19 protein-coding genes are annotated in these 13,607 nt (G+C 48.0%); 5 read left to right on the forward strand and 14 right to left on the reverse strand.

Features of this window, described 5'->3' with window-relative positions:
• Positions 1-260 precede the first annotated feature (260 nt).
• Entirely contained in the window at positions 261-1,454 is a 1,194-nt protein-coding gene (locus tag EOD41_RS16675) for a S1C family serine protease (RefSeq protein ID WP_205780579.1), read from the forward strand.
• A 140-nt stretch (positions 1,455-1,594) separates the two neighbouring features.
• On the opposite strand, the gene EOD41_RS16680 is transcribed toward EOD41_RS16675, so the two are convergent.
• The 6 genes from EOD41_RS16680 to EOD41_RS16705 form a co-directional block, all read right to left on the reverse strand.
• On the reverse strand, positions 1,595-2,065 hold the full coding sequence (locus EOD41_RS16680; RefSeq protein ID WP_127707014.1) for a DUF2147 domain-containing protein: 471 nt from the start codon (positions 2,063-2,065) through the stop codon (positions 1,595-1,597).
• A gap of 10 nt (positions 2,066-2,075) precedes the next feature.
• Positions 2,076-2,987 carry a universal stress protein gene (locus tag EOD41_RS16685; protein WP_164849960.1) on the reverse strand — a complete coding sequence of 304 codons (912 nt, stop codon included), beginning with the start codon at positions 2,985-2,987 and terminating at the stop codon, positions 2,076-2,078.
• 94 nt (positions 2,988-3,081) lie between these two features.
• Positions 3,082-3,972, reverse strand: coding sequence for a mechanosensitive ion channel family protein (locus EOD41_RS16690; protein WP_240663472.1), 891 nt, complete (start codon positions 3,970-3,972; stop codon positions 3,082-3,084).
• A 137-nt stretch (positions 3,973-4,109) separates the two neighbouring features.
• Entirely contained in the window at positions 4,110-5,069 is a 960-nt protein-coding gene (locus EOD41_RS16695) for a YihY/virulence factor BrkB family protein (protein ID WP_127707018.1), read from the reverse strand.
• A gap of 69 nt (positions 5,070-5,138) precedes the next feature.
• Positions 5,139-5,699, reverse strand: a complete 561-nt coding sequence (locus EOD41_RS16700) for a hypothetical protein (RefSeq protein WP_127707020.1) — start codon at positions 5,697-5,699, stop codon at positions 5,139-5,141.
• Positions 5,700-5,811: 112 nt separating this feature from the next.
• A complete protein-coding gene (locus EOD41_RS16705; RefSeq protein WP_127707022.1) occupies positions 5,812-6,348 on the reverse strand; it encodes a DUF421 domain-containing protein in 537 nt (178 codons plus the stop codon).
• Between the two features lie 116 nt (positions 6,349-6,464).
• Between EOD41_RS16705 and EOD41_RS21280 the strand changes: the two genes are divergently transcribed.
• From EOD41_RS21280 to EOD41_RS16720, 3 genes are read left to right on the forward strand one after another with little or no spacing between them, the layout of a single operon-like run.
• Entirely contained in the window at positions 6,465-6,572 is a 108-nt protein-coding gene (locus EOD41_RS21280) for a TolC family protein (protein ID WP_205780580.1), read from the forward strand.
• Positions 6,573-6,625: 53 nt separating this feature from the next.
• Positions 6,626-7,018, forward strand: a complete 393-nt coding sequence (locus tag EOD41_RS16715) for a TolC family protein (RefSeq protein ID WP_262707681.1) — start codon at positions 6,626-6,628, stop codon at positions 7,016-7,018.
• 10 nt (positions 7,019-7,028) lie between these two features.
• Positions 7,029-8,060, forward strand: coding sequence for an AI-2E family transporter (locus EOD41_RS16720; protein ID WP_127707026.1), 1,032 nt, complete (start codon positions 7,029-7,031; stop codon positions 8,058-8,060).
• Positions 8,061-8,171: 111 nt separating this feature from the next.
• Here the strand turns inward: EOD41_RS16720 and EOD41_RS16725 are convergent, their stop codons facing one another.
• The 8 genes from EOD41_RS16725 to EOD41_RS16755 all read right to left on the reverse strand — a co-directional run bounded on the left by EOD41_RS16725 (position 8,172) and on the right by EOD41_RS16755 (position 12,202).
• A complete protein-coding gene (locus tag EOD41_RS16725) occupies positions 8,172-8,585 on the reverse strand; it encodes a YeeE/YedE family protein (protein WP_127707028.1) in 414 nt (137 codons plus the stop codon).
• Between the two features lie 4 nt (positions 8,586-8,589).
• The gene (locus tag EOD41_RS16730; protein WP_127707030.1) at positions 8,590-9,147 is read right to left on the reverse strand and encodes a YeeE/YedE family protein; all 558 of its coding nucleotides are present in this window, start codon (positions 9,145-9,147) and stop codon (positions 8,590-8,592) included.
• Between the two features lie 186 nt (positions 9,148-9,333).
• Entirely contained in the window at positions 9,334-9,483 is a 150-nt protein-coding gene (locus EOD41_RS20770; RefSeq protein WP_164849962.1) for a hypothetical protein, read from the reverse strand.
• Positions 9,480-9,659 carry a hypothetical protein gene (locus EOD41_RS16735; RefSeq protein WP_127707032.1) on the reverse strand — a complete coding sequence of 60 codons (180 nt, stop codon included), beginning with the start codon at positions 9,657-9,659 and terminating at the stop codon, positions 9,480-9,482. Before EOD41_RS16735 ends, EOD41_RS20770 begins: the two co-directional genes overlap by 4 nt.
• Before the next feature lie 4 nt (positions 9,660-9,663).
• A complete protein-coding gene (locus tag EOD41_RS16740; protein ID WP_127707034.1) occupies positions 9,664-9,915 on the reverse strand; it encodes a hypothetical protein in 252 nt (83 codons plus the stop codon).
• A 1-nt stretch (position 9,916) separates the two neighbouring features.
• A complete protein-coding gene (locus EOD41_RS16745; RefSeq protein ID WP_127707036.1) occupies positions 9,917-10,276 on the reverse strand; it encodes a hypothetical protein in 360 nt (119 codons plus the stop codon).
• Between the two features lie 18 nt (positions 10,277-10,294).
• Positions 10,295-11,368, reverse strand: coding sequence for a DUF932 domain-containing protein (locus EOD41_RS16750; RefSeq protein WP_127707038.1), 1,074 nt, complete (start codon positions 11,366-11,368; stop codon positions 10,295-10,297).
• Between the two features lie 39 nt (positions 11,369-11,407).
• On the reverse strand, positions 11,408-12,202 hold the full coding sequence (locus EOD41_RS16755) for a single-stranded DNA-binding protein (RefSeq protein WP_127707040.1): 795 nt from the start codon (positions 12,200-12,202) through the stop codon (positions 11,408-11,410).
• Between the two features lie 174 nt (positions 12,203-12,376).
• On the opposite strand from EOD41_RS16755, the gene EOD41_RS21180 reads away from it, so the two are divergent.
• On the forward strand, positions 12,377-13,591 hold the full coding sequence (locus tag EOD41_RS21180; protein WP_164849963.1) for a lantibiotic dehydratase: 1,215 nt from the start codon (positions 12,377-12,379) through the stop codon (positions 13,589-13,591).
• Positions 13,592-13,607 lie beyond the last annotated feature (16 nt).

Below are 13,607 nucleotides of genomic sequence, written 5' to 3' on the forward strand. Positions count from 1 at the left end.
CAGTTGTGATTGCAGCAGGTGTCAGCTTTACGACCGTAAAGTTGATGGAAAGAACTGATGCGCAATCAGGAACGGGAGGCGACAGCCGATCACCGGTGCATTTCGCGTCCTCCAGGACTAAAGATGCGGACACCGGAATTGATTATCCGGATTTTACACAAGCAGCGGAAAGATCAACACCACAGGTCGTACACATCAAAGTACAATTGACAGCCGGTCATACAAACTCCGGGTATTATCCATCACGACAGCGGTTGGCAATGGCGTCGGGCTCTGGTGTCCTGATCAGTACAAACGGCTTTATTGTAACCAATAATCATGTGGTAGAGGATGCTTCTGCTATTAAGGTTGTACTGACCGATAAGCGGACCTTTGCAGCCAAATTAATTGGCCGTGATCCGAACACTGACCTGGCGCTGATCAAGATTGAAGCTTCAGGCTTAAATGCGGCCACTTTCGGCAATTCCGATGAAGTGCGGGTCGGGCAATGGGTACTGGCCATAGGCTACCCTTTTTCGCTAAACACCACCGTAACGGCAGGCATCGTGAGTGCGAAAGAAAGAAGCATAGGAATTATAGGAAATAAGGAGCGCCTGTCTGAGAGACAAAACACCGGTTCAGCAGTCGAGGCATTTATACAAACAGATGCAGCAATAAATCCGGGTAACAGCGGTGGTGCGCTCATCAATACAAATGGAGAACTGATCGGGATCAATGCTGCGATAGCCTCGCAAACCGGCAGTTATGCAGGATATGGCTTTGCGATTCCAGTTAACCTGGTCAAAAAAATCGTCAATGACCTAAGGCAGTTTGGCACTGTCAAACGGGGGCTTTTGGGGGTAAGTTTCCCCTCACCATCCACCGAGGAAGAGGTGCTGAGACAACGCGGTATCGATCCGGGGAAGGTTAAAGGGGTCTATATCACTGGTGTCCAGCCCGGCAGTGCCGCCGCGGCGGCGGGATTGCAGGAAGGCGATATTATTAAAAGCATTGATTCGAATACCGTTAACTCATCAGTTGAGCTTTCTGAACGCATTGCCCGCCACCATCCAAACGACAAAGTACCTATAACCTACCAGCGTAATGGAAAGCAGGCTGATGCAACCGTTATCCTGAAGGCTCAGGCAGACGAGGATGTAGCGGACCGGAACCGGCCCTCAATTGACGACATTTATAATAAACTGGGCGCCAGATTTGCACCACTGAACGACCTGCTTAAACAACGATACCAGGTGAATTCAGGGATGATGGTGACCGCTACCTTAAGAGGAGGCTTTTTTGAGCAGATAGGAGTTCTGCCGGGATCGATCATTGTCAGCATCAATGGCCGTCAAACCAACACCCCCTATGAGCTCAACAGTGCCTTGATGGATGCCACGCGCGGGACCGTGCGGATAGCCTGTGTAATGCCTGATGGATCCAAAGTGCTGGTAAACCTGTCGTTAGGCGCTTAGCGAGATCGCGCATTCCGCTATTGCTCAACAGCAGGGTACTGTAGTTCAACCGAACTGTCGGTTCGGGCATGCAGGGAAAGCAAAAGCAGGTTCCTTATTGCAAATCTATGATCCGGGCAACTGAACGAGCGCCGGGTTCTTTACGGAATCCGGTGAAAAGTCATGGTCTTTCCAATCCACTTGAAATGCCAGTACCCTCGTACTTTTAACAACCCTTTTGGGCTGATCTTTGCTGAAGCGTTCCAGGTCTTTCCATGTCTGGAATCATATACCTTTCCATCTTCCCAGGTATTTTTTTTGGCGTCATACTTGAGTCCGCTTAATATACTCATTCCCAGAATTCGCCGGTTCCGTAACGCGGGATCGGGGTTCCGCTTGTCTTTCCAGTAACTCATGGGTTTCCCTTCCGTGTCACTGAACCAAATAATTTTGGCTAAAAAGTCATTGTTCTCCGTGAAAATATGTATGCGCAATGATTTGTCTTCATTCTCCCACTTTCCGCAGATCTGTTCCCTGGCAGGAACAGACTGTGCAAAGACCCCGATGGTCATTAAAAGAGCGGCCAAAAGCACAACGTAAAATTTATAATTTTTTGCAGGTGCAAAACTCATATTTCTCTCCTTAATATTGTAACTGAAGCGATTGTACGGCTGCGGCGTCAACCGGTTGTTTAGGGTTGCTCTGCACGTCAGGCTTTACCAATAATACCGCTGTTCGTGCGTTGCGGATCATTCGCTGGGTAAAGTTTCCGAAGAAAAACTCCTTTAAATTTCTTTTAGTTTTACCCTCAATCACGATCAATTGCGCATTTTCTTCTCTGGAAATAACATTTATATCTTTTGCAGGACTAAGAGAGTAAATCGATCCTTTAGTTGCTTTTCCCGCAAAGCGGCTCAGCCTCATTCGGATACGGTCCGACAGTTCTCTGAGCGATTTCAGAATGCCGAGATCATGTTTTTTTACGATTCCGACAACGTATACTGCAGCATTATTTTTTTCAATGATGCTACGCGCCAGTTGCAGTTTTGCCAGTGGCTTCTCATCACTCAATACAGGAAATATAACTTGCCGGAAACTATTAATTTCTTTCCGGGCTGGTACAGCAAGCACATGGCATGTTGTTTTTCGAAGCACTTTATACACCAGGCTGTCCTCCAGGTAAGACTTCTCACTAATACCAGGATCTATTCCGATCACGACCATATCAGCCGCTAATTCCGTTGCATGCTGCGCAACAACCGTGTGAAGGATACCTTTCGCAAAATGCAGATGGCATTTTACCTGGTGTTCAAAAGAAATAGATGTGGCAGTTCGCTCGAGCAAATACCTGTCCTTTTCAAAAACTTCGTCCAGCATGGGATCAATTGTAACGAGTTGCCCCAATTCCGGGTAATAATTTGTGATGTCCTGGACATATAACAGGTGCAGAACGGCATCGTGTCGCTTTGCCATTTGTATTGACGTATTGAGTGCGTTTAGTGAGGTTTCGGAAAAGTCGATGGGGATCAAAATATTTTTGATGGTAGTTTTCATAACAAAATAAATTAAATGGTTTAAAAATCCGGGTGTTGAATAACAACCCGATGAAGTATTCATAATATACAAAAAAAAGACCGAAAATCCAAATTTATTTGATTTTTTGACCTGTTTCGCCGAGAGAAACACCTCCTTTGATGCCAAAGTCCAGCGTTCTGATAGGGAACGGTATCATGATGTCATGCTCATCATAGGCTTTCTTAATCCGCATGATCGCGTCACTTCCAGCCTGTAAGAAAGCAGGCTGCTCCGGGGAATTGACCCACAACCGGATGACAAAATTGATTGAACTATCACCGAATTCCTGAAAAAACATGGTGGTCTCGTTCTCTTCACAAAGACCAGGCATATTTTTTACCGCATTGAGCGTTACCACCCTTACTTTTTCAAGGTCATCCCCGTAAGATATGCCGACGGATAAGTCAAATCTTCTTTTACCCAGCATGGAGAAGTTTTCGATCGGGTTCTGAAACACGTTCTTGTTCGGGACAATAACCATCTGCCCCTGAAAGGTGCGCAAAACAGTATCCCTCAAATTTACTTCCTCCACTTTGCCCATGTAATCACTGATCTTGACGATATCTCCTGTTTTGAACGGACTACGAAAAGAGATAAAAATTCCTGATATAAAATTTGCCGCCATATCCTGAAAAGCAAAAGCAAGGGCTAAACCGACAATACCTGCGCCGGCGAGTATGGAGGTGACCGCTTTGTCCAGTTGCAGGATGGACAGGACAGTAAAAAGGGTGATTCCTATAAAGAGGATGTAAATAACGGAGGTCAGCAGATGATTGAGCGATGTATGACCGGAAAATCGTTTAACTACCTTTGCCGCAACCTTTCTGATCTGCCCGGCTATGAAGATACCAATCACCAAAACTACGGCAGCAAGCACAAAGTTCGGAAGCAACCTGATGAGGTCATGCAACCAGTTGCTGATTTTCTGGCTGATCAGTTGATATGCTTTGTCTATATCCATCATTTTTCAGTAACTGTTTTAATAAGGAGAAAACGAAAACTAATGTTTTGGTGCAATCCTTTAATAGACCGGGGGACCATAGATTTTTCAGTTAAAACGCCCAAAAAGACGATAGTTGCCTGCAGTTAGCCATTCAAACATCAATTGTCGCCTTGACTGTCATCGCTTCGTTCATTTTCTTGTAATGTGGGTTTTCCGCTTTCTACCTGTAAAACCCGGGTGGTCACCGCGTACTCATCCGGCGCAATCTCCTTTCCGAACCTGATCGCGTAATATTTTGTAAATACGGCCCCGAAATACAGAATGATAGCCGAAAAATAAATCCACAGCAAAAGGACGATAATCGAACCTGCGGTGCCATACGCACTACCCGGATGGCTGTTCCCGATGTAAAAGGCAATGGCAAAGCGGCCAAGCATAAACAAAGACGCAGTAAACAAGGCGCCAACAACTACATCTTTCCACCTGATCACTGCGTCCGGCAACACTTTAAAAATAATGGCGAAGAGTGATGCGGTAATGATCAACGAAATTACCAGGTTGACGATATATATCAAGACGACCGTTGCGTGGGGAAAAAGATGGTTTAACTTTCCCATGAACCCTTCTACCAATCCATTTATGATCAATGAAACCAGCAGCAGAAAAGCCATGCTGACGACAAGCGAAAATGATAGCAGACGGTTCTTGAGCAGGATCAGCCAGCCCCTGTCTGTTTTCACCTTCAGTTTCCAAATGGCGTTGATAGAATCCTGTATTTCGGCAAAAACGGTTGTCGCACCGATTAACAGCGTAACAAAGCCGACGATAGCTGCAAACGTATTGTTTCCGCTTATCGCGGCATTCTTGATGATTTCCTGTATCTGAAGTGCCGCCTTATTGCCGACGAGGTCTTTGATCTGTCCGTAGATCAGCCCTTCCATGGCCTGTTCGCGCCAGAGCAGATTTGACAGGAAAATAATGACCATCAGCATGGGGCCCAGCGAAAAAATCGTGTAGTAGGCCAGTGAAGCACTTAGCTTGGTGACTTTGTTTTCTACAAAACCTTTTCCCGTATCCCTAAATAACCCCCAGGTATTTTTTAATGAAAATTTTTGCATAGGCGTACCTCCGGGCCGCAATGGAGATATCGGCCGCAGCCGGCGGCGCGATAACCGATCACGCTCCTGTTAATTTAGCGCTGTATCAGGAACCGCATACCTGATCAGCAACGTTCCAAGCCGGTTATTGAAACCCATTACCGGGCTGGTCATCGTCAGCACATGGCCTGCGGCTTCAATGCTGGTTTCATCTGTGGCGGCTGCAGCCGCTTTGCCAATTGTTGCAAACTGCTGCCCCTCGTCTTTCTTATTGGTCGATGCAACGATGATACCTTTATTATTGGCGATCACGACCCGTTGAATATTTTTTTCCTTCACCAGGTCGCTCATATACAAGTTCACCTGATTGAGATTGCCTTGCAGCATTTCCGTTCTCAATGCCCATACAAAGGGCTTGGCTAAAAGCTTAAGGTGGTCGCTGTGCACCTGCACTATTTTTTCGTCGGCTGCTTTTTTCAAGGCCTGGTTCTCGGTAGCCGCCTGTTCTTTCAGGTGCCCGATCTCGATCGATTTCCAGACCCACAGCGCGCCGATCAAAACCAGCGCGATCACGATCGTAATCAATACCGTGCGCTTGTTGCCTTCGTTAGCAGCAGGAGTTTGCGTTGAAGTGTCAGTCGTATCCATCATATCTATTTTATTGTATAATAAGCCCGCATTCAACACGCACTTAACTATTATATAAAGAAAAATACACCGCTTTGTTTTCAGCTTTTCAACAGTACCTGATCATCCGCTACGGTCACCCAGCATCATCCGCAATGCGTTTAACGCGAAATAAAGGCGATTGTGGGTCATCGACGGAACCGTTCTTTACAACGCTGAACTGGCCGTTTGACTCCATTACAACGGCTTCCACCTCCCGGAGATCGGCCACCTGCTGGCTTCTCAGCACTGAACGTACTTCCGCCTCGGTTACCCTTTCCTTTTTCAGTGCCTTTGTTAAAAATGCGCCTTTATAGAATATCAAGGTGGGCTCGGAACTGATCAGTTTTGAAAACCGCCGTGATCTCACAGAGCAGTAAGCCAGAATGTATTGAAGCGAGATCAGCAAGGCTAACGCAGCCACACCGGAAGCCAGCGTCACGTCTTTACTCAGCAAAACCGTAGCCAGTGTGGAACCCAGGGCCACTGTTACGATAAAATCGAATTCCTTCATTTGTGAAAGTGTCCGCTTTCCCGATATCCTGAGCATAAAGATCAAAGCCAGGTAGGCGATTGCCCCAATGATCAGCGTCCTGCTGACGCTATTCCAGTTGTCAAAAAATATCTTTTCCATAGTTCGCCGGTAGTGAAGTAATCTTTACTGAACAATAATTGTGCAGGCTTGTTGTTCTAAATAACAAGGCTTAACTCCCCAAGGCGCTCAAGGCAGGTATCCCCTCACAATTGTTATTGAACCGTCCCGACATCAGGCGGGCCGGGTTTAAACTACGTGCGATGAATGCAGATATTAAAGCGGTACGCGCAGCTTTCTTCCCCTCGCTGACGTTGTCGGACTGAATGCATTCAGTACTTCTTTACTTTTTAATCCAGGCTCACTTAGCTACGGGCTCCTGGGCGGATTAACAGCCCCGCTGTTTAACCGCAGGCGGTTGAAAGCAGACCAGGAACGAACAGTTGCCGAAAGCCGCCAGGCGCTGTATAGTTATCGCAAGACGGTATTAAGCAGTTTCCAGGAAGTAAGCAACAGTCTAAAAAGTATCGAAAACTATGAACATATGTACGCGTTGAAACAGGAGGAGGTAAAAGCATTGAATGATGCGGTCGCCGTCGCCAATGACCTTTACCTCGTTGGGCGGGCAAACTACCTGGAGATCATCACCGCACAGCGCAAGGCACCGGACGCGGAACTGGAACTTGCGAATACGAAGAAGAATATTTATCGGGGCCATCAACCTGTACAGATCTGTTGGCGGCGGCTGGAAAAAATAAGTCAAAACAATTAAGGTTAACATCATGAAAGACACAGAAAAGGATGGGGGCAACGACCCAGCACTGTTAGCATTCGGAAAGAAGCTGGGCCTGACCGCTCTGCTGGTGGTCGTGCTTTTGCTTGTAAGAGCGACGTTTAATGTGTTCATGATGGTGCTTGCCGCATCACTCATTGCCTTGTATTTCCATGGGCTTGCAGACATTGTCCAAAGAAGAACAAATATCGGGCGGCGCTGGAGCATGACCATCTCGGTTGCCGGGAGCTTTCTCTTGCTGCTTATCCTTCTGTTTCTTATTGGCAGCAAGGTACAGTCGCAGGTAGAAGAGCTCAGTTCGAGGTTTCCGTCCATGGTGGAAGAGGCGAAAGGACGGCTAAATGAGTCGGCCGCCGGAAGGAAGGTATTGGAGCAATTTTCGGGTGACAACGCGAAAAAGGTAGCCGGCACTGCTCAGCAATTTTTCAGCTCTACCTTCGGCGTTCTCGGCGACCTGTATGTAATTCTGTTTCTCGGGATTTTCTTTACAGCATCTCCCGGGATTTATAAAAAAGGGATCATCGCGCTGGTACCAGCGAAAGGTGAAGCCGCGGCGGAAGACATTTTAGACAAACTGGGAACCAAGTTAAAGAACTGGCTTAAGGGCAAGATCTTCGCCATGGCCGTAGTTGCGGTACTCACCGCTGTCAGCCTGGCCATTATAGGCGTTCCCATGATATTCGCGCTGGCACTGATCGCAGGTGCGCTCAACTTTATACCCAATTTCGGACCGATAATGGCGATGGTGCCGGCTGTTCTGATCGGACTTTCGCAGGGCACGGACACTGCTTTACTTATCGCCGGAATCTATGTCCTCATTCAGGTGATCGAAAGTAATTTCATTACCCCCCTGGTACAAAACAAACTGGTCAGTATTCCTCCTGCGATGATCATCGCAGGGCAGTTGATCGTAGGATCACTGACGGGCTATCTCGGGATCATTCTGGCCACGCCCTTAGTGCTTATCGTTATGGTTTTGGTTCAGGAACTGTATGTCAAGAAGAAGCGACGTGCAGAATGAATAACGAGTGGAATTTCCTGACGGATCACGTTATAGCATGTCGCACTGGTTAGCACCATCCTCATGGTTTTTATCGTTTATGATATCCGATAAAAACCAATTTTCATAAGATCAATGTGGAAGCCGGTGCCTGACGAGGCCGTAAACATACGTACCCAGTAAAGCGCCGATGATCACCATAATAAAGGTAGTGTATCCATAACCAAAGTTGACGAACATAGGCCCCGGACAGGCCCCGGTTAATCCCCAGCCCAGGCCAAAAATAACACCGCCGATAATATACCTGGGCCAGCGTTTGTCCTTGTTTTGGAAATTGATCTGCTGACCTTCGGAATCTTTAAGATGAAAACGCTTGATCACGTAAACTAAAATGATACCCAGTACTACCGCTGTACCGATGACGCCGTACATTTGAAATGATTGAAAACGGAACATTTCCTGTATGCGGTACCAGGAAGCAGCCTCGGATTTTACCATGATAATACCGAACATGATGCCGGCGAAAATAAAACGAAGTCCTTTCATAAATTCAAAATATAAGGGGTAGCAAAAGGTGGGTCATGATCAGTCCACCGGCAATAAAGCCGATAACGGCCCAAAGCGATGGCAGTTGCAGGTTAGAAAGGCCGCTGATCGCATGGCCGGAAGTGCATCCGCCGGCATACCGTGAACCAAAGCCGACTAAAAATCCCCCGCCTAAAAGGATCATCAGTCCCCTGAAGGTTAAAGCATAGTGCCAGTTAAAAATAGCGGAGGGATTAAAGTCACCGTCGTACGGAATGTGCAATAATTTTAAATCGGCCACGGTTGCAGCAGATAATTGAAGCGGCTCATGACTTTTAAAAACAGTGCCGGCTAAAAAGCCGCCTGCTACAGCGCCCAGCAAAAACAGCAGGTTCCAGCGCTGCGTTTTCCAGTCAAAATCAAAAAACTTATGCTTTTTACCAGCCCCGGCAAGTGTGCAGATGGTCCGCAGGTTTGAGGAGAAACCGAATGATTTACCGTAGTACAGCAATAGTATCATGATGAATGCGATAGCAGTTCCGGATATGTACCATGGCCAGGGTTGTTTGAGAAGTTCGGGCATCAGCGTTTGTATTCAATATAAATAAGGCAGATAGCTGCCTCTACAAAGTTCCGGAATTAAATTGAAGCATTTTTATAATACTGCCAGTCTCTCAGGCAAAAAGCGCCCCTTGTTTTTACATCCTTAAAACGATCAGCAGGCAAAACATGGGGCGAAAAAAGGCTCCCCGGTGGGGAGCCAAAATTTTTAAAGTTCGACAATAACACCTGCCTGACAGTCGGCAGCTTCTGCCTCGGCTTCCGCTTTATCATCAAATATTTTATTATTACCGTTTTCATCGGTAACGATGATGGCGTATTCCGCGCCACCATGCGTTTCTATCACTAAATAGTTCATCCTTGTAGTTGTAATAGTTTCTGATAAATATCTTCCCAATACGCCTTAAGCTTTTCATCAGCCTGTCTGTGTAGGGGGTCAATATGTTCGTAGTGGCGATAATCATCGGCCTGCATGATCGCCAGTTGCAGGTTCTCTATTTCGAGGTATAAACCATTGATATCGATGATTTTCATGGCCTTAGAATTTGATGCAATCAAATCCCGCTACGGCTAACAGACCTAATCCTGCTAAACCGCAGCAGTTGCCGATAAAAAGTACCAGCCTTTCTAAAAATGTGATGATGACCGCTTTACCGTAACTGCTGAACTGCTGCAGTCCACCAATTCCCCTGCGGTTGAACCTGCGCCGGCCAATATGGTAGCGGATAAACAGGCAGATGGCGAACAGGAACAATCCGCAGGGAATGATGTAGCTGTGATGCGCTTTCATCTTAACCGAATAAGAGGTCTACCGCAGGTTTGAATTTCGGATCGGTATGCCTGCCGAGCGCCACGTATTGGGTCAAAGCATGCGCTGTAAAAATGGCGGTGTAGCCGTCGAATAACTGGTCAGCGAATACGTTCGGGCTCTTATGCAAGTCTTTCGGATATTTCGCCATGACCCGGTGTACTTCCCCGGCCAGATCAAACCAAAAATCGACACCGAATAACTGGTCTTTCCATTCGGCTTTAATCCGCTCTTTGTCGTTCAAAATCGTTTTGGTGAGTTCGTTGAGATACCCCAAAAATTGGGGTATCTCCTGAATCAGCAAACTGTGCAAAAGCCTTGCTTTCGCTACATTGGTCAGCATTGTTAAGGGTTGCATCATTTAGTTTTTAAAGAGGTTCAACGCGTCTGCACCCTGACGGGCAAAGTTGCCACACAGGTCAAAGGCCACCTGCGCCCGTTGCTTTGCTGTGCCGTCCATGATGGATTTGAATTTGGCGTCGACGTCCTTGAAACCGCGGACATTCTGGTAGTAGCCGGTGATCGCGTTATAGGCCCCGAACAATGTCCCGGCAGTGGTTTCCATTTGCTGGGTGGGGTTACCCATCGCATAGGCATAGGCGTTATCTACGATGTTGGTATAGGTAGTGGAAAGCTTTTCTACCAAACCCAATTCGAGGTTGCTGATCACTTCCTTGTTGGGTGCCATAGCGACCTGTATCAATTTTTTCACCTGTGCATCGGTAATGCGCACTTTTGTCCAATGATTAAAGAGTTCTTCTAATTCCTGCCCTACAACATGTGAAATGCCCATTAACGTGTGCGCCTGTTTTAAACGGTCGTTTGCCGAAGCGGTGTGACGTATCTTGATGCCATTCGACTGGTTGCGGATGGCCGCGTTCAGCGTATTGTTGCAAACGATACGGACAGGGGTAAAAGCGGCGGTAATGCTGCCAAACCCATCGTGCGAAGTGGTCAGGAATAAGTATTGCTCGATCAGATCCTGCCTGCCGACCCTGATATAATCCGGTAGTTTAGCGGTAATAAAAATGCGTTCCCCTTTGCCCAAAGCTCCTGCCGTCTCATATTTGATACCGTCCCCACCCCCAACGATCGCGTCAAAGAACTGGAAGGCATCGGCGTTCTGTACCACTTCGTAGTCTTTACCGACCACGCCCAAAACAGCGTTGTTGTCATTGCGGACGGTGGCAAAGAAATTAGGGACTTCTATCTTTGGAAAGGTGATACCGTTAGCTAATTCCATTAAATCATTGCTTGAAGAATTGCTGAATAAAGGCCGCTTTTCAACGGTGTAATCCAACCCGGCATAACGGATGGCTTCCGCACTGGTCGGGTGATCTTCGACGATCTGCCCCAAGCCGTGCCATGCTTTTTCTTTTACGCTAAAAAAGCTGTGCCGCTGTGTTTGTTCGTTATAATTCAGATGGTGTGCCATGACTTTAATTTTTAATGATGAATGCTGTTGGTGAGCTGTTCAGTTGAATTGTTCGCTTGGTTTCAGTACGCCTTTCTTACTCCTTTTTTTGGCGTGCTTGCTATCGGGTTTCGCGGATTTGGTCAACAGGTTAATTTCATCGGTACGAAACTTCAGGCTTGCCATTGGTTCGCCGTCTCTTGACACCCACGGCTCCGCAGTCATAAAGCCGGAAAGCTGCACCAGCATGCCTTTGGTTAAAAATGGCGCGATGGCATCGGTACGCCAGTAAGTACAATCCACGAAGGCCGTCTCCTGCTTCCGCTCGCCCTGTGATCTGTAGCTGCGGTTGATCGCAACCCTGAAAACTGTGACATTTTTGTCGGCGTTTACTGCCCTTACGGTAGCATCTGCTACCAATCTTCCTGTGATTTCCATAACGTTTTTGTTTTTAATGAATAAATTTTGTCCGTTATTTCTTTCCTGCTCTCCCGACTCTGCGACCCTGCCCGGGTAGTTTTTTTCAAAGAAAAAAGAGAAAAAAAGAAAGCACCAGCTGCCGGAACGGTAAGGGACGGGAGAACTATAAGTCCCGAAGGGTGACCGGAGCGCAGCGAAGGGCATTATGCGTTCGTACGGACCGTCCGTTCCGAGCATCGCGTTCTTTTTTACTCTTGTTTCTGGGAATAACTGCTGACAGCCATGTTTACTGCAATTTCTATAAGCGTGTCCGGAGGCGGTTGCAACAAAGTGAAACGGCCGGATCATATGCAGCAGGACGCAAGTGGTCTCCCCGGCAGGCGATGTACCGAAGCGCACGGCGGCCTTCTCTGAATAGCGTGGGCCGGCTGCCAAAAGACATTCCGGCTATCCTTATTGCGCTATTCTGCGGCTTTTTAACGATATTCCGCTTATTCCCGGCTTTCGGCAAAACGGGAACAATCAGCCGTCCGTCAGTTGCATAAAAAACAAATGTATACTGACGGGTCTGCGCTGCCGTTTACTTTATTACACCTTAACCTTAAAATCATGCCCGATCACCACCTGTCCGATTTCATGATACTCCGCCAGCCTGCGGCGCCGGCCAGTGCGTACAGCCTCGATCCGGAGCAGATCCTGAGAGACGATGACTTTTTGAACGCGCTATCCGTCGCTGTCCCGCAGTTCTACGCCTCGTTGAAGGAAGGCCCCGCCGATGCCCGCGTAAGACATACGCTGCTTAAATATTATAACCGGTTCTGCTTCCGTCCGACCCCATTTGGGTTATTCTCTGCGATCACACCTACTTCGTGGCAATCGCCGAAAAGCGGGCCGGTAACCGACCATGTATTCATCCAACTTGACAATCATTTAGCCTACCAGTTGCGCGGGCTGTTGATGCCTTCACCGGCTGAGCGGCTTGAACCGAATCCCACCTTATACCAGGTGCAACAGGAGCACCGGTTCATCCGGAGCGAGACCGATAATGAAAACGGCAGGCGGCAATACCTGCTGCAGGCCACCGACCATACGACGACTTTAAAAAGCATCCTCCGGTTTTGCGCCTCGGGGCAGACCCGGAACGCACTGTTGCAACATATCCGCCGAGTCAGCCTGTGTGATGAACCTGAGGCAAAAGAATATCTTGATTTTCTGGCGGATGCACAGGTGCTGCTGCCCGTGAACCGTCCTAACATTACCGACAGAGATGATCTGTTGCGATTGTCCGATATGGCCGCACCCCCTGCGGAGGCATCCGCAGCTGTCCTTGCCGTACAACAGTTACTTCAGTTCTGTGGCAAGCCCCTCCCGTATCGTACGCAACTTATAAAAGACCTTAATGAAACAGCCCAACTATTAAAGGCCGTGGAAAACCGACCGGAGCGTCCGGTGTTCAGCATCATTCGCCTACGTTCGGCCAGCGATGATCGTGAAGCCAAACCCCATAAGGAATCCCTCCACGACGGCCTGTTCGCGTTGAGTCGGTTAAGCCAGCCATCCGCCCACACCGCTTTGCAGCAGTTCATCCGCCAGTTCAACGAACGGTTCGAAGGACAGACGGTGCCATTACTCAGGGTACTAGACCCCGAGACCGGCATTGGTTACCAGGCGCCGGAAGCAGAGAAAGGAAACGCGCTACTGGAGACGGTAATAATTGCGCCACGCCAGTTGAAGCAGGAACAGATCAGCTGGAACACGGTACATCAAGTATTGCTGAACGCGTGGCACCGGCGGGGCCACTTGCACCGTCAACCATTGAACTGACCGACAAAGACCTCAA

Origin of the sequence: Mucilaginibacter limnophilus (assembly GCF_004005815.1) — a bacterium.
Lineage (GTDB): Bacteria > Bacteroidota > Bacteroidia > Sphingobacteriales > Sphingobacteriaceae > Mucilaginibacter > Mucilaginibacter limnophilus.

Excerpts from the sequence above, each read along its gene's own strand:
- EOD41_RS16700 (WP_127707020.1), bottom strand. The coding sequence starts at position 5,699 with ATGATGGATACGACTGACACTTCAACGCAAACTCCTGCTGCTAACGAA.
- EOD41_RS16675 (WP_205780579.1), top strand. The coding sequence starts at position 261 with ATGGCGTCGGGCTCTGGTGTCCTGATCAGTACAAACGGCTTTATTGTA.
- EOD41_RS16680 (WP_127707014.1), bottom strand. The coding sequence starts at position 2,065 with ATGAGTTTTGCACCTGCAAAAAATTATAAATTTTACGTTGTGCTTTTG.
- EOD41_RS16690 (WP_240663472.1), bottom strand. The coding sequence starts at position 3,972 with ATGATGGATATAGACAAAGCATATCAACTGATCAGCCAGAAAATCAGC.
- EOD41_RS16735 (WP_127707032.1), bottom strand. The coding sequence starts at position 9,659 with ATGAAAATCATCGATATCAATGGTTTATACCTCGAAATAGAGAACCTG.
- EOD41_RS16695 (WP_127707018.1), bottom strand. The coding sequence starts at position 5,069 with ATGCAAAAATTTTCATTAAAAAATACCTGGGGGTTATTTAGGGATACG.
- EOD41_RS16730 (WP_127707030.1), bottom strand. The coding sequence starts at position 9,147 with ATGCCCGAACTTCTCAAACAACCCTGGCCATGGTACATATCCGGAACT.
- EOD41_RS16725 (WP_127707028.1), bottom strand. The coding sequence starts at position 8,585 with ATGAAAGGACTTCGTTTTATTTTCGCCGGCATCATGTTCGGTATTATC.
- EOD41_RS16750 (WP_127707038.1), bottom strand. The coding sequence starts at position 11,368 with ATGGCACACCATCTGAATTATAACGAACAAACACAGCGGCACAGCTTT.
- EOD41_RS16685 (WP_164849960.1), bottom strand. The coding sequence starts at position 2,987 with ATGAAAACTACCATCAAAAATATTTTGATCCCCATCGACTTTTCCGAA.
- EOD41_RS16745 (WP_127707036.1), bottom strand. The coding sequence starts at position 10,276 with ATGCTGACCAATGTAGCGAAAGCAAGGCTTTTGCACAGTTTGCTGATT.
- EOD41_RS16720 (WP_127707026.1), top strand. The coding sequence starts at position 7,029 with ATGAAAGACACAGAAAAGGATGGGGGCAACGACCCAGCACTGTTAGCA.
- EOD41_RS21180 (WP_164849963.1), top strand. The coding sequence starts at position 12,377 with ATGCCCGATCACCACCTGTCCGATTTCATGATACTCCGCCAGCCTGCG.
- EOD41_RS16740 (WP_127707034.1), bottom strand. The coding sequence starts at position 9,915 with ATGAAAGCGCATCACAGCTACATCATTCCCTGCGGATTGTTCCTGTTC.
- EOD41_RS16705 (WP_127707022.1), bottom strand. The coding sequence starts at position 6,348 with ATGGAAAAGATATTTTTTGACAACTGGAATAGCGTCAGCAGGACGCTG.
- EOD41_RS20770 (WP_164849962.1), bottom strand. The coding sequence starts at position 9,483 with ATGAACTATTTAGTGATAGAAACGCATGGTGGCGCGGAATACGCCATC.